The sequence below is a fragment of the uncultured Jannaschia sp. genome (genome assembly GCF_947503795.1).
Classification (GTDB): Bacteria; Pseudomonadota; Alphaproteobacteria; order Rhodobacterales; family Rhodobacteraceae; genus Jannaschia.
This window is the reverse complement of record NZ_CANNEZ010000001.1, coordinates 941,028-957,535: the sequence shown is the minus strand read 5'-3', so window position 1 is coordinate 957,535 and position 16,508 is coordinate 941,028. Positions and strand designations below refer to the sequence as shown.

Sequence of the window (16,508 nt, the reverse complement as noted above, 5' to 3'; positions counted from 1 at the left end):
CCCGCCCCTGATCTGCAAATCAGCAAAACCCGCGGCGCCGTGGCCGCGTCCGCCATCGCCGCGCATCGCGCACACCCGCCTGTGCAACGACCGGGTTGGACGCGCGGCGCTTTGCGGCATATCTCCCACCCTATGGCCATCCTCACCGACACCGCACCAGCGGCCCGCACGCCGCCGCATATCCTCACGCTCGTGGCACTCGTGGGGCTTTCGACGCTGTCGATGAACGTGTTCCTGCCGTCGCTGCCCGCGATGGCCGAATTCTTCGCTGCCGATTACGGCCTGATCCAGCTCTCGGTCGGGCTCTACCTTGCGGTGAACGCCGTCCTTCAACTGGTCGTCGGGCCGGTCTCGGACCGCTACGGCCGTCGCCCGGTGATCCTGACGGGGCTCGTGCTCTTCATGATCGCGACGGTCGGCTGCATCTTCGCGCCCACGGTCGAGATCTTCCTCGCCTTCCGCATGGCGCAGGCCGCGATCGTGGTCGCCATGGTGCTGAGCCGCGCGGTCGTGCGCGACCTCTACCCGCAGGACAAGGCCGCCTCGATGCTCGGCTACGTCACGATGGGCATGTCGGTCGTGCCCATGGTCGGCCCGGCCATCGGCGGCGTCCTCGAGGGCTGGTTTGGCTGGCAGGCGAACTTCTGGCTGCTGCTCGGGGCGGGGGCGCTTCTCTGGGTCGTGACATACACCGATCTCGGCGAGACGGCGCCCAAGACCGGCGGCTCGTTCCGCGACCAGGTCCGCGAATATCCCGAACTCCTGACCTCGCGCCGCTTCTGGGGCTATTGCGCGTCCTCGGCCTTCGCGTCGGGCGCGTTCTTCGCCTATCTCGGCGGCGCGCCCTTTGTCGGCACGCAGGTCTTCGGCATGGACCCGGCGACGCTGGGCCTCTTCTTCGGCGCGCCGGCGCTGGGTTACCTGGTGGGCAACGGCCTGTCGGGCCGCTTCTCGCAGCGGTTCGGGATCGACCGGATGATCCTATGGGGCGCGCTGGGGCAGGTATTCGGCCTCTCGCTTCTCCTCGTACTGACGCTCTCGGGCTTCACCTCGCATTGGGTTTTCTTCGGGTTCATGACCTTCGTGGGGCTTGGCAATGGCCTCGTGATCCCGAACGCCACGGCGGGCATGCTCTCGGTGCGGCCGCATCTCGCGGGCACGGCCAGCGGGCTGGGCGGGGCGATGATGATCGGCGGAGGTGCCGCGCTCTCGGCCATCGCGGGCTGGCTTCTGGGCTTCGGCGGCGGCGCGCTGCCGCTGGTGATCCTGATGGTGGCGTCGGGTGCGGCCTCGGTCACGGCGACGGTGCTGACGATCCGGCGGAACGCCCGGCTGGCCGGAGCGGGCTGACAGACTCTCGACCCCTACCTGCTAAGCCTGCTAAGCGCGGGTTTGCAAACAGGGGGACGCCATGGCTGCGCCGAAACTCTATGCCGGGGCGAAGCTTCGCGAGGTCCGCACCCGCCTCGGCCTGACCCAGACCGACTTCGCCGCGCGCCTCGGCGTCTCGCTGCCGTATCTCAACCAGATGGAAAACAACAACCGGCCCGTCTCGACGACGGTGCTGCTGGCCCTGGCACGCGAATTCGCCTTCGACGTGACCGAGCTGGGTGCGGGCGACGACGAACGCCTCGTCTCGGACATGCGCGAGGCGCTGGCCGACCCGATCTTCGCCGATGCCGTACCGCTGGCCGATCTGCGGATGGCTGGACTGAACGCGCCCGGCCTCGCCCGCGCGTTCCTGACGCTGCACCGCGCCTACCGGGACGGGGCCGAGCGGCTGGCCTCGCTCGACGCGGCGCTGGGGCAGACGGGTCTGTCGGCGCCCTCGCCGTGGGAGGAGGTGCGCGACTTCTTCCACTACCGCGACAACTATCTCGACGCGCTGGACCGGGCCGCTGAAGAGGTCGCGGGCAAGCTCGGGCCCGACGTCGATGCGGGGCTCGCGCGGGTCTGGGATCGGCGGAACATCCGCGTCGTCTTGGCCGAGGGCGACCGCCTGCGCCACCACGACGCGGGAGCCGGAACGCTGACGCTCGCGGCCCGTGCCGACGCGCCGACCCTGCGATTCCAGCAACTCCACCAGCTCGCCCTCGTGACGCGCGCGGACCTTCTGGACGCGATCCTCGACGAGGGGCGCTTCGCCTCCGACGATGCGCGCGCCATCGCGCGCGTTGGCCTCGCCAACTACTTCGCAGGGGCCGCGCTGATGCCCTATGCTACGTTCCGCGCAGCCGCGGCCGAGCTCCGCCACGACCTCGAGGCGCTGGCCCGCCGCTTCGGCGCGTCGCTCGAACAGGTCGGACACCGCCTCTCGACCCTGCAGCGGCCGGGCGCCAAGGGCGTGCCGTTCTTCTTCGTGCGCGTCGATCCCGCGGGCCAGATCACCAAGCGCCATTCGGCCACGCGGCTGCAATTCGCGCGGTTCGGCGGGGCGTGCCCGCTCTGGAATGTGCATGCCGCCTTCGAGACGCCGGGCCGGTTCCTGCGGCAGCTGGCCGAGACGCCGGACGGCGTGCGCTATTTCTGCCTGGCGCGGGACGTCTCGAAGCCGGGCGGATCCTTCGGCGCGCCGACGCGGCGGCAGGCGATCGGGCTTGGCTGCGAGGTCAAGCACGCGCGCCATCTGGTCTATGCGGATGGGCTGGACCTCGGATCGGGGTTCGAGCCGATCGGCATCTCCTGCCGGATCTGCGAGCGCGTCGCCTGCGCCCAGCGCGCCGTCCCGCCGCTGGAGCGTCCGGTGCGCATCGACCCCGATGATCGCGGGCGGTTGCCTTACGACTTGTAGCGCGCGCGCGTCCGCGCCAAGTCTTGGGCGGAACCGAGGGAGTGAGACATGGAACTGACCGGCACCCGTACCATCGCCGCGCCGCGCGACATCGTCTGGGCCAAGCTCAACGATGCCGAAACGCTGAAGGCCTGCATCCCCGGCTGCGAGGAGCTGACCGGCTCGCCCGAGGAGGGGTTCGAGGCGGTGGTCAAGCAGAAGGTCGGTCCGGTGAAGGCGACGTTCAAGGGGGCGGTCACCCTCTCGGACGTGAACCCGCCCGAAAGCTACCGCATCGCGGGCGAGGGCAAGGGCGGCGTCGCGGGCTTCGCGAAGGGCGGCGCGGATGTGCGGCTGGCCGAAGTGCCCGAAGGCACGGCGCTCAGCTATGCCGTCGACGCCAAGGTCGGCGGCAAGATCGCGCAGCTGGGCTCGCGCCTGATCGACAGCTTCGCGGCCAAGATGGCCGACCAGTTCTTCGAGAATTTCCAGGCGCAGGTCGAGGGCACCGACGCCAGCGCCTGACGCGGGCGAAAAATCTTCGCCGAAGATTTCTGGCGCCCGGCCCTAGCGCTGCGCGCGGCGCCAGCCGGCGGCGCGGGCCTCGCCCTCGGTGCAGAACATCCGCTCGCCCCGCGCGGGATTGATCCGGGTGCGGTCGTAGAACTCCTGTCCGGGCATATGGTAGATGCGACCGTTGCCCGAGATGTTGCCCTTGATGGCGCAGGTGCCGGTCGCGGACGGCGCGTCACCGGCGCGTGTGGCGCGCGCCTCGGCCCGGAACGCGGCCGGGTCCTGCATGTCGTAGCGCCAGAGGCCACGCTCCATCAGGACGGCCTCCTTCTGCTCCTCGAAATAGGTGGGGTCGTCGCGGTAGACGCGCGCGAGGCCGAGACGCACGAGTTCGGCATTCATCTCGACGCCACCGACCCGGCACCGCGCAAGGTAGCGGTCGAACCGGTCGCGCCCTTCGGTTGAACAACGCGCCGTAAGGCCTTGATACAACGCCCGCGCCGCATCGGTCGCGATGCGGCCGCAGGGCAGGATCTCGGCCCCGTCACGACAGGTCTGCTCGCCCTCGGCGGCGTCGATGCCGACCAGACGGATATTCGCGGCCGCGCCGATATCGATGGTGTCGGCGTCGATTACGCGGATCGGGCCGGAGAGGGTCTCGGCGGCGGCGGGGAGCGCAGCGAGCGCGCCGGCCAGAAGGAGTGAACAAAGTCTGAACATGGCCGGGAGATGCCCCCCGGATCGCGCCGGTTCAAGCGGCAACGTTAGGGAAAGGTTAACACCTGTGGCCCGGTTACCCCTTGGTCGCGTAGGAGGAGGGCGTCACCTGCCGCCGGAGCCGTGCCTCGCGCCATGCGATGAAGCTGACCGAGGCGATGATGATCCCCGCCCCGAGGATGACGAAGCCGTCCGGCGGCTCGGAGAAGACGAGCCAGCCCAGCAGCACCGCCCATACCATCTGGAGGAACGTCACCGGCTGCGTGACCGAAATCGGCGCGGCCGCGAAGGCGCGCGTCATGGCATAGTGCCCGGCGGTGGCGAAGAAGGCGACGGCGAACATGAAGGCGATGTCGGTCGGCGTCGGCGTGACCCAGACGGCGAAGGCGAAGGGCGCCAGGCCGATCGTTACCGTGATCGACAGCATCGCCACCACCATTGCCGCCGAATAGCGCCCCGAGAGCGGTTTTGCGCAGAGATAGGACGCCCCGAACAGGATCGCGGTGAAGAGCATGGCGAGATGCCCCGTCTCGATCTCGCGAAAGCCGGGCCGCAGAATCACGACGACACCGCAGAGCGCCACGAGGACGGCGACGATGCGGCGGATGGCCAGCCGTTCGCCGAGGAAGATCGCGGCCCCGAGCGTGACGTAGACGGGGTTGAGGTAGTTCATGGCCGTGACCTCGGCGATGGGGATCTGGGTCATGGCGTAGAACCAAAGGATCACGCCCAGCGCGTGGACGAGACCGCGCAGCCCGAAGAGCCGCAGATCGCCGAGCGACACGCGCTCGGACAGCAGCGTGCGCGCGACCGGCAGAAGGAAGACGAGCCCCAGAAGGTAGCGCAGGAAGGCGGCCTCGGCGGCGGGGAGGTCCTGGGCGGCGTATTTGACGATGGCCGTGACCGCGATGAAGCAGAGCCCGGTCGCGATCATCCACAGGATGCCTTGCAGCGGGCGGGACGGCGTCGTCATGGCCCTTCCCTGCGCCCGGGTTCGGGCGATGGCAAGGGGGCCGGGTCTCAGCCGAGGAGGAGGCCCGCCGCGATGGCCCACATCACCAGCGCGATGCAAGCGTCGAGCACGCGCCACGCCGCGGGGCGGGCGAAGAGCGGCCGGAGGAGCGTCGCGCCGAATCCCAGCGCGCCGAAGAAGACCCAGGCCGCGACGATGGCTCCCGCCCCGAAGGCGAGCGGCACCGGCGCCTGCGTCGAGATCGAGCCGAGGAGCATCACCGTGTCGAGATAGACATGCGGGTTGAGCCAGGTGATCGCGAGCGCGGTCAGGACGGTGCGGCGCAGGTCCCCGCCCTGCCCTTCGGCGGCGAGCGCCGCGCCACCGGTCCAGGCCGACCACGCGGCGCGTGCGCCATAGGCCACCAGGAACGCCGCGCCGCCCCAGCGGAAGACCGGCACGATCCAGGGCGCGGCGGAAACGAGCGCGCCGAAGCCGAGGACGCCGGAGGTCACGAGGATGCTTTCGGAGAGCGCGCAGACGAGAACGACGGCGACGACATGCTCGCCCCGGAGGCCCTGGCGCAGGACGAAGGCGTTCTGCGCGCCGATGGCTAAGATGAGCGAGAGGCCGAGGCCGAAGCCGGAGAGGAGCGAGGCGGTCATGGGGGCGGGAATGGACGCCCGACGAGAAATACGCAATTTAGGATCGGACGTGTCGGATAAGAAACGTTTATGTTTGCGCCAGCCCTGCTCGAGACGCTGACCGCCGTGATCGAGACCGGTAGCTTCGAGCGGGCCGCGGCACGGCTGGGCGTCACCCCGCCCGCCATCAGCCAGCGGATGCGAACGCTGACCGAGGCGGCGGGCGGCCCGGTGCTGACGCGCACGCGGCCCGCCGAAGCGACGCCCCTGGGCCTGCGCCTTCTGCGCCACGCGCGCGATGTCGCAGCCTTGCAGGCCGACCTCGCCGCCGATCTGGGCGCGACGGCGGGCCCGCGCCCGGTGACCGTTGCGATCAATGCAGACAGCCTCGAGACATGGGCCGTCGATGCGCTGGCCGATGCGCCGGGCTTCCGGTTCGACGTCGTCGTTCTGGATCAGGATCACACGGCGGACGCGCTGCGCCGGGGCGAGGTCAGCGCGGCCGTCACCTCCGAGGCGCGCGCGATCACCGGCTGCCTGGCGCATCCGCTGGGCGCGCTCCGCTACCGCGCGACCTGCACGCCCGACTTTCGGGACCGGTATTTCGCGGATGGCGTGACGGCAGCGGCCATCGCCGCGGCGCCGGTCCTGCAATTCACGTCGATGGACGCGCTCCAGCATCGCTGGCTTGCCTCCCACGCGCCGGGCAGGCCGCCGCCGGCGCATCGCATCCCAGCGCCGGGGCCCTTCACCGACGCGACGCGCGCGGGGCTCGGCTGGGGGCTGAACCCCGAGGTCGCGGTCGCGGGCGATCTCGCCTCGGGGCGGCTGGTCGAGATGATCGCGGACACGCCGCTTGACACGCCGCTCCATTGGCAGGTCGGGCGCGCGATGGCGGAGGTGCTGTCGCCGCTAACGCGCGCGATGCGGCGCGCGGCGCGGGCGGCGCTGATCCGGTCCGACGGCTGAGCGGGATCAGCGCGCCTCGATTGCCGCGGCGCGGCCCCGCAGCGTCAGGGCGATGGCGATCACGAAGAGAAATGTGATGCCGCCGAGCACCCGCTCGTAGAGACCGTCGATGCTGTCCGGCAGGAAGAAGAAGATCGGCGCCATCGGGATCCAGAGCACGGTCGCCGTCTTGCAGGCGAGCCCCAGCCGCGACGAGATCGCGCCCGCGCCGTAGGACATGGCCCAGGGGATGATCGCGAAGGCCACGCCCAGCGCATAGACGAGGTAGATGTGGATGACGGTGCCGTCCTGATCCTGGTCGCCGTATTCGTTGCGGGCGCCCACGAGGAAGACGATCAGCCCCGTGACGATCAGCCCGTAGATGCCGGTCGTCCAGCCGCGCCCGCCGAGATGGGCGTGGGACGCGCCGACCGCGCAGGCGATCAGCGCGGCCGAGAAGCAGTAGATGCCGATATCGACGATGTACTCGTATTCGCCCGCGCCGAGGTCGCTGATCGTGTCGGCCATCCAGTCGTGATGCGGCACGACGAAATCGGCGATCAGGATAGAGAGGGTGAAGATCACACAGCCGCCGATGGCGATCCAAGCCATCCCGCGCAGGATGTCGGGATGCTCGGGGAGCGGGTCGCCGGGATTCTCGGGGATGTCGCGGGGGTCGAGATTGGCGTCCATGGCGGGCATCCTCCGGTTCGGGGTCGGAGGGCGAACCGCCGGGGCGAACCTGCGGTTCCGATGCCGGATCGCCTAGAGCTCGGCCATGACCTCGTCGCTGGCTTCGAAATTGGCGGTGACGTTCTGGACGTCGTCGTCATCCTCGAGCGCGTCGATCAGCTTCATGAGCGCCTGCATCCCCTCGAGATCGAGCTCGGTCGTGGTCGTCGGCCGCCAGACGAGCTTGGTGCTCTCGCTCTCGCCCAAGGCCTCTTCCAGCGCCGAGGACACGGCGTTGAGATCGGTATCGGCGCACCAGACGACGTGGCTTTCCTCGTCGCTCTCGACATCCTCGGCGCCCGCCTCGATCGCGGCCATCATGAGGTCGTCCTCGGAGCCCGCGGCGGCGGGGTAGATCACCTGGCCCTTGCGGTCGAACATGAACCCGACGCTGCCCGTCTCGCCCAGGTTGCCGCCGTTCTTGGAGAAGAGCGAGCGGACCGAGGACGCGGTGCGATTGCGGTTGTCGGTCATCGCCTCGACGATGACGGCCACGCCGCCGGGGCCGTAGCCCTCGTAGCGGATCTCGTCGTAATTCTCGCCGTCACCGCCGGTCGCCTTGGAGATGGCGCGCTCGATGTTGTCCTTGGGCATCGAGTTGGACTTGGCTTCCTTCACCGCGAGGCGCAGGCGCGGGTTCTTGTCGGGATCGGGGTCGCCCATCTTGGCGGCGACGGTGATCTCCTTCGAGAGGCGGCTGAAGATCTTGGCGCGCAGCTTGTCCTGCCGCCCCTTCCGGTGCTGGATGTTCGCCCATTTGCTGTGGCCCGCCATGGGTGGCCTCCCGTCTGGTCCCGCGTCTGCGCGCGAGATAGCGCCCTGCCCCGACCCTCCGCAACCCCGTGAGGGGTCCGGCGCGGGTCGCGGCGCGGGAATGGCGGCACCGTGCGGGGCCCCACGCAGGCCGGTTCCAAGGCCTGAGGCGACCGCCTAGACTGGCGCGCGTTCCCGACAGGAGGTCGCCATGCTCGAGATCCAGACCCTGACGCCGTTCATCCTTTTGCCCGAGCTCGATGCGGGGATCGCGTTCTACGAAGGCTTGGGCTTTTCCTGCACCTTCCGGGGCACCGAGCCCGGCTACGCGTTCATGCGCGCGAAGGGCGGCGCCGTCCGTCTGCTGGAGACGGATGCGCCGGAGGCGGCGGCGGCAGCGCGGCAACACATGGTCTATCTCGACGTGACGGATGTGGACGCGACCTACGCGGCGCTGCGCCCGTTCCTCGACACGCTGCCCGAGGACCGCGTCCGCGCGCCCTTCGATCAGTCCTACGGCCAGCGCGAACTGCATGTGCTCGATCCGGGCGGCACGCTCCTGTTCTTCGGGCAGCCCATCGCCTGAGGGCGGCACCCCCGCACCCACTCACCCCGAAGACAGGTTTGGACGGCGGCCCGCCGACTGCTAGATCACTCCGAAACGAGGGGCGCCATGACAACCGACCAGATCATTCTCTTCGCCCTGTTCGGCGGCGTCTTCGCGATGCTGCTCTGGGGCCGGTTCCGCTACGACATCGTCGCCTTTTCGGCCCTCTTGCTGGGCGTGCTGCTGGGCGTGGTGCCGAAGGACGACGCCTTCTCGGGCTTCGGACATCCCGCGACGCTGGTGGTCGCGCTCGTGCTGATCGTCTCGGCGGGGCTGGTGCGGTCGGGCGCGGTCCTCCTGATCACCCGGACGCTGGTCGACAGCTCGCGCGGGATCTTCGCACATATCTCGATCATGGGCGGCATCGGCGCGGTGCTGTCGGCCTTCATGAACAACGTCGCGGCGCTGGCGCTGTTGATGCCGGTGGATATCGCGACGGCGCGCAAGGCCGGTCGCCTGCCGGGGGCCACGCTGATGCCGCTGAGCTTCGCGACGATCCTCGGCGGCATGATCACCCTGATCGGCACGCCGCCCAACATCATCATTGCGGGCATCCGGCGCGACCAGCTGGGCGAAAGCTTCTCGATGTTCGACTTCGCGCCCGTGGGCCTCGTGACGGCGGCGGCGGGCCTGATCTTCGTGGCCATCGTGGGCTGGCGGCTGATCCCCGGCGTGGCCGAGGGCGCGCAGGGTGGCGAGACCGAGATCGAGGTCGCGTCCTACATGGCCGAGCTCTCGGTGCCCGAGGGCTCGAAGCTGATCGGCACCAAGCTGGGCGATCTCCACGAGGAGGCCGACGAGACGGGCGTGCAGGTCATGGGCCTGATCCGCGACGGGCGCCGGATGTTCGGCTCGGCCCGCGCAGTCGCGCTGAAGGCCGGGGACGCGATCGTTCTGGAGGCCGAGCCCGATGCGCTGGACGAGTTCCGGGCGGGTGCGAACCTCACCTTTGCCGACAATCGCCGGATGACGCTCCTCGATGCCGCCGAACAGGGGCTGTCGCTGATCGAGGTGGTCGTTCCCGAGAATTCGCGCATCAACAAGCGCACCTCGCAGGAGATCGGCCTCGCCTGGCGGCAGCGGACGGTGATGATGGGCATCTCGCGGCGCGGGCGGCGGATCACCGACCGGCTGCGGCGCACCAAGGTGCGGACGGGCGACATCCTCCTGCTGCTCGCCCCGACCGAACAGGCCGAGGACGTGGTGGCATGGCTGGGCGTGCTGCCGCTGGCGGATCGGGGCCTGGCCGTGACCGAGAACCGCAAGATCTGGCCGGCGGTCGGGTTCTTCGCCGCCGCCGTGGGTTTCGCGAGCTTCGGGCTGGTCGACCTGACCGTGGCGCTGGGGGTGGTCGTGATGGCCTATGTCGTGACCCGGATCGTGCCGCTGGGCGAGCTCTACGACCATATCGAATGGCCGGTGGTCGTGCTGCTGGGCTCGATGATCCCGCTGGGCGCGGCGCTCCAGACCTCGGGCGGGACCGAACTGATCGCGGGATGGCTGACGACGCTGACGGCGGGGCAGCCGGCCTGGGTCGCGCTGACCGTGCTGATGGTCGTGACGATGACGCTGTCGGATGTGCTCAACAACACGGCGACGGCGATCGTGGCCGCACCCGTGGGCATCTCGATGGCGCAGACGCTCGACGTGTCGCCCGACCCGTTTCTGATGTCGGTCGCGGTGGCGGCGTCCTGCGCGTTCCTGACCCCCATCGGGCACAAGAACAACACGCTGATCCTCGGACCCGGCGGCTACCGGTTCGGGGATTACTGGCGGATGGGCCTGCCGCTTGAGATCCTGGTGGTGGCGGTGTCGATCCCGGCCATCCTCGTCTTCTGGCCGCTCTGATCCGCCTGGCGGGACGCCGGGGGCTCCGCCCCCTGGACCCCCGGCATATTTGGGGAACATCGAAGGGCATGCGCGCCCGACCGCGCCCTTGCCCCCGCCGCGCGCGGGGCGCATGAAGCGGGCATGGCCCGACTGCGTTTCACGATCCTCGGCTGCGGCTCCTCGGGCGGGGTTCCGCGTCTGGGCGGGCATTGGGGCGACTGCGATCCCGCGAACCCCAAGAACCGCCGGCGGCGCTGCTCGATGCTGGTCGAGCGGGTGACTGCGGAAGGCACCACGACGGTGCTCATCGACACCTCGCCCGACATGCGCGCGCAGCTTCTGGATGCGGGCGTGGGGCATCTCGACGGCGTCGTCTGGACCCATGCCCATGCCGACCATGTCCACGGGCTGGACGACCTTCGGATGATCGTCTTCAACCGGCGCCGCATCCTGGATGTCTGGGCCGACGCGCCGACATGGGCCGCACTGGACCACCGCTTCGGCTACGCGTTCGAGACGCCGCCGGGGTCGTCCTATCCGCCGATCCTGACGCGGCATCCGTTCGAGGGCACGATCACCGTCGACGGGGCGGGCGGGCCGGTGACGGTGACGCCCGTGCCGGTGGGACATGGCGACATGGGGGCGCTGGGCCTGCGGATCGGGGATCTGGTCTACATGCCGGACGTCAACACGATCCCGCCCGAGGCCGAATGGCTGATCACCGATCTGAAGGTCTGGGTGCTGGACGCGCTGCGACGGACACCGCACCCGTCGCATCTGAGCTATGGCGAGGCGCTGGCCTGGATCGAGCGGATGACGCCGGAGCGGGCGGTGCTGACAAACATGCATATCGACCTCGACCACGCGACGGTCGAGGCCGAGACGCCCGACCACGTCTCCGCCGCCTTCGACGGCATGGTCATCGAGCTCGAGGATGACTGAGCGGGTGCCCGGCGGGGATCGCGCCTGAGATGCTCGACGTCCTTTCGGTCACGCTGCCCGTCTTCCTGATCATCGGCGCGGGCTATCTCGCGGTCTGGCGCGGTCTTTTCACGCAGCCCCAGGTCGACGGGCTGATGGTCTTCACCCAGCGCTTCGCAATTCCGGCGCTGCTGTTTCTGGGGATCGCGCGGCTGGACCTCGCGGCGGGCTTCGACTGGCGGCTGCTGGCGGCCTATTACTCGGGCTCGATCCTCTGTTTCGCGGGCGGCATATTGGGCGCGCGGCTTTGGCTCAAGCGCGGCCCCGAGGACGCGGTCGCGATCGGCTTCGCGGCGATGTTCGCCAATACGGTGCTGCTGGGCCTGCCGATCGCCGAGCGCGCCTACGGTATCGGCAGCCTCACGCCCAATTTCGCGATCATCGCCGTCCATGCGGCGTTCTGCTACCTGCTGGGCACGACCGCGATGGAGATCGTGCGCGCCGGGGGCGGCGGGATGGTGCATGGCATGAAATCGGTCGCACGGGCGCTGTCGACCAACGCGCTGATGATCGGCGTGGGGCTAGGGCTTCTGGTCAACCTGACCGGGCTGCCCCTGCCCGGCCCGGTGGACGAGGCGACCAACCTGATCGCCCGCGCGGCCCTGCCGACGGCGCTTTTCGCGCTGGGCGGTGTCCTCGTGCAGTACCGGCCCGAGGGCGACGCGCGGGGCATCGTGCTGGTCTGCGGGCTGTCGCTGCTGGTGCATCCGGCCTGGACCTACGGCGTGGGCACGGCGCTGGCCTTGAGCGAGGGCCAGCTGCGGGGTGCGGTGCTGACGGCGGCGATGGCGCCGGGGGTCAACAGCTATCTCTTCGCGGCGATGCACGGGCGCGCGGTGCGGATCGGGGCCTCGGCGGTTCTGATCGGAACCGCCCTGTCGGTGCTGACGGCGTCGGGCTGGCTTCTGGTGCTCTGAGCCGGGTCAGCCGTCGACCGCGGCGACCTGCGCGATCTCGCTTTCGGCGGAGACTTCGAGACGGACCCGCGAGAAGAACGCCTTGTCCAGCTCCCACGCGACGAAGGTCGGGATCTCCTCGGGCTCGCCCGCGGGCTCCAGCAGCCAGTCGGGGCGCAGCACGGGTCGCGCCGAGCGGTGCAACCCGTTGCAGAACGGCTGGCGGGTCAGCCAGCGGCGCATGTCCTCGCGCTTCTTGTTGGAGTGGAACGGGCCCCAGTCGGCGGCGACGCCGCGATAGCCCCGCGAGACCACGCCGTCGCGCGGCACGGTGACGTTGAGGATGCGCACCGCGCAGGACATGTTGAGCGCGCCGTCCTTGAGGGCCTCGCCCGAACGGGCCTGACAGCCGTAGCCGCGCGCCGTCGCGGGCAGGATCTGGACGAGGCCGTACCAGAGCCCACCGCCGCCGACGGCCGTCGGGCGATACGTGCTCTCGTGCTTCGACAGGGTCGACAGAAGGCCGGCCCAGAACGCCTTGCGCGTCCAACGATCGGCCTCGGGATAGGCCGGGCACCATTGCTCGATATCGCGCGGCACCGTGTCGATCAGCCGGTCGCCATGGCTGTCGAGCGCGCGCATCGCGGCGCGGGTCCAGCGCGACGAGCCGCGGACGTGGTCCCAGCGCAGATCGGGCATCTCCTCGACGCGGGGGCGCAGGATCGGGCGGAGCGAGGCATCGGGGGCCAGCAGCGACAGGTCGGGCGGGGTCGGCGTGACGGCGAGCGACATCGAACTGCCGGTCGTCTCGAGGAGGCGTGCGACGGGGCGTGTCTCGGCCGTGGCGATGCCGGCTGAGCACACGAACGCGGCCAGAAGTCCGGTCAGCACCCTGCGGGCCTGCCCCATTGCCGTCGCTCGTTCCATCGTCCCCCCGGACACCGTTTCCAGCCGTGGGCGCATCGTCGCGATGCCACCCGAACTCGCCCGCCAGCTAGGACGCCGGCAAGACCCGGCAACCGCGCATGAGAACGGCCCGGCGGGAATCGGCCGCGGCCGAGGCCCCCGTCGGGCCCGGCTGTCCTAGCAGAAAGCAACCTTACGGCAAAGACGAGCGAGGCGAGACGTCAGCGCAGGCCACGAACCGCCGCCCCGAGAAGGGCGCGCGAATAGGCCCGGTGCGCGGGGATGAGCGCGCGGGTCGGCCAACCGAGCGTCCCGGACCGTGCGACCACGCGAGATGCTAGAAACAAACGGGTTTTTCCAAGCTCGGGTGCCACGGCGAGCCATGTCTGGGTCGCCCCTGCGACATCGGCCAGCCAGAGCTGACGCGTATCGCGATCCGCGACCGTCCAGGCGGCGAAACAATTCGTTTCACCCAGCGCGAACGCCTCAAGATCGCCCGATTTGCCGAGAACCGCGCGGAGAATCGCCCCCTCGGGCGCAAACATCCGCGACCCGAAAAACGCCCTGACGAAGCGGGCGAGCGGCACCTCACCCCCGGTGTCACGCGCGAAGCAATCGACGTAGTCCCCCGGCGCAAGCGCCCCGGCCATCCGGCTCCACGCCGGCAGTTCCACACGCATCCCGTCCTCCCGCTTGCTCCCGTCCGGCCGGGGCCGTAAACCCGGCCCGTCCATCCGGAGGCTTCCATGCTCGACACCGCCCTGCCCGCCCCGCGCCCGAAGGTCATCGCGGGCGAACGCCACGACTGGGAACTCGTGATCGGCATGGAGGTCCATGCGCAGGTCGCGTCGAACTCCAAGCTCTTCTCGGGCGCGTCGACGCGCTTCGGCGCCGAGCCCAATTCCAACGTCGCCTTCGTCGATGCCGGGATGCCCGGAATGCTGCCGGTCATCAACGAATTCTGTATCGCGCAGGCGGTGCGGACCGGGCTGGGCCTGAATGCCGAGATCCACCTGAACTCGGCCTTCGACCGGAAGAACTACTTCTATCCCGACCTGCCACAGGGCTACCAGATCAGCCAGCTCTATCACCCCATCGTCGGCGAGGGCGAAGTGCTGGTCGAGTTGGGCGACGGCACCGCGCGGGTCGTGCGCATCGAACGCATCCACCTCGAGCAGGACGCGGGCAAGTCGATCCACGACATGGACCCGGCGATGTCCTTCGTGGACCTGAACCGCACCGGCGTCGCCCTGATGGAGATCGTCAGCCGCCCCGACATCCGCGGCCCCGAGGAAGCCGCCGCCTACGTCACCAAGCTGCGCCAGATCATGCGCTATCTGGGGACGTGTGACGGCGACATGCAGAACGGCAACCTGCGCGCGGACGTGAACGTGTCGATCTGCCGTCCGGGCCAGTACGAGAAGTACCAGGAGACGCAGGATTTCTCGCATCTCGGCACGCGCTGCGAGATCAAGAACATGAACTCGCTGCGCTTTATCCAGGCCGCCATCGAGGTCGAGGCGCGGCGCCAGATCGCCATCGTCGAGGCGGGCGGCGCGGTCACGCAGGAGACGCGGCTCTACGATGTCGAGAAGGGCGAGACGCGGTCGATGCGGTCGAAGGAAGAGGCGCATGATTACCGCTACTTCCCCGATCCCGACCTTCTACCGCTGGAGATCGAGCAGGGCTGGGTCGACGACATCGCAGCCGACCTGCCCGAGTTGCCCGACGCCAAGAAGGCGCGGTTCGTGGGCGATTTCGGCCTGTCGGATTATGATGCGAGCGTGCTGACGGCGGACACCGATTCCGCCTCCTATTTCGAGGAGGTCGCGGCGGTCTCGGGCAATGGCAAGGCCAGCGCCAACTGGGTCATCAACAACCTCTTCGGGCGCCTGAAGGAGGACGAGACCGAAATCGAGGCGAGCCCGATGAGGCCCGCGCAGCTGGGCGGGATCCTCAAACTGATCGAGGCGGGCGACATCTCGGGCAAGATCGCCAAGGACGTGTTCGAGATCGCCTATACGAGCGGCCGCGACCCCGCCGAGATCGTCGAGACCGAAGGCATGAAGCAGGTCACGGATACCGGCGCCATCGAGGCCGCGGTCGACGAGATCATCGCCGCCAACCCCGCGCAGGTCGAGAAAGCCAAGGCGAACCCCAAGCTCGCCGGTTGGTTCGTGGGACAGGTGATGAAGGCCACCGGCGGCAAGGCCAACCCGGCTGCCGTGAACCAGATCGTGACCGCGAAGCTGGGGCTCTAGCGCCCCACATTTTGCGCCGTCGCGGCCCCGTGCTAGGCTGACCCGGTCCAGTTCGGGGTCGGCCCATGCCTTTCGTCCTCAGCCGTCGCCGGATCATCGGCGGCACGTTCCGCGACGCGGTCTCCCACACGCCCCATCACCTCGACGTGCGCGCCACCGGCAACGGTGACGGGTGGGAGCGGCGGCTGATCGGACGGGACCGCTGGATCGCGGAGGTCCGGGCGGCGGCGGGGACGCGCGGTGTCGTTCTTTACCTGCATGGCTACAACACGCCGCAATCGCGGATGCTGGCGGCGATGACGCGCCTGGCCAAGGGGCTGGCCGCCGAGGGGCGCGACGATCTCGTGGTCGGGCTCGACTGGCCCAGCGACGGCAACTTCTTCGTCTATAACGGCGACCGCTCCGATGCAGAGCGGGTGGCCACAACGCTGATCGCCGACCTGATCGCGCCCGTCCAGCGTGCCCTGCCCGCCAGCCGCATCAGCCTGCTTGCGCATTCGATGGGCGCCTATCTCTTCCTCGAGGCGATCTCGAAGGTGCGTCCCGACGGGGTGCGGATGCTGCGCCCGCTCGACGAGGTGATGTTCTGCGCCGCCGACGTGCGCGCCGCCGACGCCAAACCGGGCACGCTCTATCGCCAGGCCCTGAGCGTCGCCGCGCGGCGGGTGACGAATTATCACTCGGCGCTCGACCGCGTGCTGCTGGCGTCCTCGGCGGTCTGGGGCTTCGGGCCGCGGCTGGGCAAGGACGGGCTGATGGGCCACCGCCTGCCAGCGCAAGGCGACGTGGACGGCCGGGTGTACTACGACGCGCGCATCCGGCCCGGCGATCCGGGCGTGATCCGGTCGCACGGGTGGTGGCTCGATGATCCGGTGGCGATGGCCGATATGGCGCAGGTCGTCGCGGGCCGGCCCACGGCGGCGATCACGACACGCAAGACCCGGCGCGACGGCGACCAGGTGCTGGCCCTGCCCTGAACCGTATCCCGCGCGGAAACA

General features: G+C 69.6%; 17 protein-coding genes. 10 read left to right on the top strand and 7 right to left on the bottom strand.

Going from position 1 to position 16,508, the window contains the following annotated elements; all coding sequences use genetic code 11:
• Nucleotides 1-132 precede the first annotated feature (132 nt).
• From Q0833_RS05195 to Q0833_RS05185, 3 genes are all read left to right on the top strand, one after another.
• Complete coding sequence (locus tag Q0833_RS05195) at nucleotides 133-1,350, top strand: multidrug effflux MFS transporter (RefSeq protein WP_298430947.1); 1,218 nt, start codon at nucleotides 133-135, stop codon at nucleotides 1,348-1,350.
• 61 nt (nucleotides 1,351-1,411) lie between these two features.
• Nucleotides 1,412-2,791: a short-chain fatty acyl-CoA regulator family protein gene (locus Q0833_RS05190; protein WP_298430945.1), complete on the top strand. Its 1,380-nt coding sequence runs from the start codon at nucleotides 1,412-1,414 to the stop codon at nucleotides 2,789-2,791.
• A gap of 48 nt (nucleotides 2,792-2,839) precedes the next feature.
• Complete coding sequence (locus tag Q0833_RS05185; protein WP_298430943.1) at nucleotides 2,840-3,295, top strand: CoxG family protein; 456 nt, start codon at nucleotides 2,840-2,842, stop codon at nucleotides 3,293-3,295.
• A 42-nt stretch (nucleotides 3,296-3,337) separates the two neighbouring features.
• Here the strand turns inward: Q0833_RS05185 and Q0833_RS05180 are convergent, their stop codons facing one another.
• From Q0833_RS05180 to Q0833_RS05170, 3 genes are all read right to left on the bottom strand, one after another.
• Nucleotides 3,338-4,003 (bottom strand): thermonuclease family protein, encoded by a 666-nt coding sequence (locus tag Q0833_RS05180; protein ID WP_298430941.1) that lies wholly within the window; start codon nucleotides 4,001-4,003, stop codon nucleotides 3,338-3,340.
• Between the two features lie 73 nt (nucleotides 4,004-4,076).
• A complete protein-coding gene (locus Q0833_RS05175; protein ID WP_298430939.1) occupies nucleotides 4,077-4,973 on the bottom strand; it encodes a DMT family transporter in 897 nt (298 codons plus the stop codon).
• Nucleotides 4,974-5,020: 47 nt separating this feature from the next.
• Nucleotides 5,021-5,617 carry a LysE/ArgO family amino acid transporter gene (locus tag Q0833_RS05170; protein WP_298430937.1) on the bottom strand — a complete coding sequence of 199 codons (597 nt, stop codon included), beginning with the start codon at nucleotides 5,615-5,617 and terminating at the stop codon, nucleotides 5,021-5,023.
• Between the two features lie 69 nt (nucleotides 5,618-5,686).
• On the opposite strand from Q0833_RS05170, the gene Q0833_RS05165 reads away from it, so the two are divergent.
• Entirely contained in the window at nucleotides 5,687-6,565 is an 879-nt protein-coding gene (locus Q0833_RS05165) for an ArgP/LysG family DNA-binding transcriptional regulator (RefSeq protein WP_298430935.1), read from the top strand.
• Nucleotides 6,566-6,571: 6 nt separating this feature from the next.
• Here Q0833_RS05165 and Q0833_RS05160 read toward each other — a convergent pair whose 3' ends face one another.
• On the bottom strand, nucleotides 6,572-7,237 hold the full coding sequence (locus Q0833_RS05160; RefSeq protein WP_298430934.1) for a DUF998 domain-containing protein: 666 nt from the start codon (nucleotides 7,235-7,237) through the stop codon (nucleotides 6,572-6,574).
• Nucleotides 7,238-7,309: 72 nt separating this feature from the next.
• A complete protein-coding gene (locus Q0833_RS05155; protein WP_298430932.1) occupies nucleotides 7,310-8,050 on the bottom strand; it encodes a YebC/PmpR family DNA-binding transcriptional regulator in 741 nt (246 codons plus the stop codon).
• 190 nt (nucleotides 8,051-8,240) lie between these two features.
• Here Q0833_RS05155 and Q0833_RS05150 point away from each other — a divergent pair, with 190 nt between their 5' ends.
• The 4 genes from Q0833_RS05150 (at nucleotide 8,241) to Q0833_RS05135 (ending at nucleotide 12,364) form a co-directional block, all read left to right on the top strand.
• Nucleotides 8,241-8,615 carry a VOC family protein gene (locus tag Q0833_RS05150; RefSeq protein ID WP_298430930.1) on the top strand — a complete coding sequence of 125 codons (375 nt, stop codon included), beginning with the start codon at nucleotides 8,241-8,243 and terminating at the stop codon, nucleotides 8,613-8,615.
• 57 nt (nucleotides 8,616-8,672) lie between these two features.
• Nucleotides 8,673-10,484, top strand: coding sequence for an SLC13 family permease (locus Q0833_RS05145; protein WP_298434980.1), 1,812 nt, complete (start codon nucleotides 8,673-8,675; stop codon nucleotides 10,482-10,484).
• A gap of 123 nt (nucleotides 10,485-10,607) precedes the next feature.
• Entirely contained in the window at nucleotides 10,608-11,408 is an 801-nt protein-coding gene (locus Q0833_RS05140) for an MBL fold metallo-hydrolase (RefSeq protein WP_298430928.1), read from the top strand.
• A gap of 29 nt (nucleotides 11,409-11,437) precedes the next feature.
• Nucleotides 11,438-12,364, top strand: a complete 927-nt coding sequence (locus Q0833_RS05135) for an AEC family transporter (protein WP_298430926.1) — start codon at nucleotides 11,438-11,440, stop codon at nucleotides 12,362-12,364.
• Nucleotides 12,365-12,370: 6 nt separating this feature from the next.
• Here the strand turns inward: Q0833_RS05135 and Q0833_RS05130 are convergent, their stop codons facing one another.
• Both Q0833_RS05130 and Q0833_RS05125 read right to left on the bottom strand, forming a co-directional pair.
• Nucleotides 12,371-13,270: a transglycosylase SLT domain-containing protein gene (locus tag Q0833_RS05130; RefSeq protein ID WP_298430924.1), complete on the bottom strand. Its 900-nt coding sequence runs from the start codon at nucleotides 13,268-13,270 to the stop codon at nucleotides 12,371-12,373.
• Between the two features lie 200 nt (nucleotides 13,271-13,470).
• Complete coding sequence (locus tag Q0833_RS05125) at nucleotides 13,471-13,929, bottom strand: hypothetical protein (protein WP_298430922.1); 459 nt, start codon at nucleotides 13,927-13,929, stop codon at nucleotides 13,471-13,473.
• Nucleotides 13,930-13,995: 66 nt separating this feature from the next.
• On the opposite strand from Q0833_RS05125, the gene gatB reads away from it, so the two are divergent.
• Both gatB and Q0833_RS05115 read left to right on the top strand, forming a co-directional pair.
• A complete protein-coding gene (gatB, locus tag Q0833_RS05120; protein ID WP_298430920.1) occupies nucleotides 13,996-15,510 on the top strand; it encodes an Asp-tRNA(Asn)/Glu-tRNA(Gln) amidotransferase subunit GatB in 1,515 nt (504 codons plus the stop codon).
• A 65-nt stretch (nucleotides 15,511-15,575) separates the two neighbouring features.
• A complete protein-coding gene (locus Q0833_RS05115; protein WP_298430918.1) occupies nucleotides 15,576-16,487 on the top strand; it encodes an alpha/beta hydrolase in 912 nt (303 codons plus the stop codon).
• The last annotated feature ends 21 nt before the right edge of the window (nucleotides 16,488-16,508 follow it).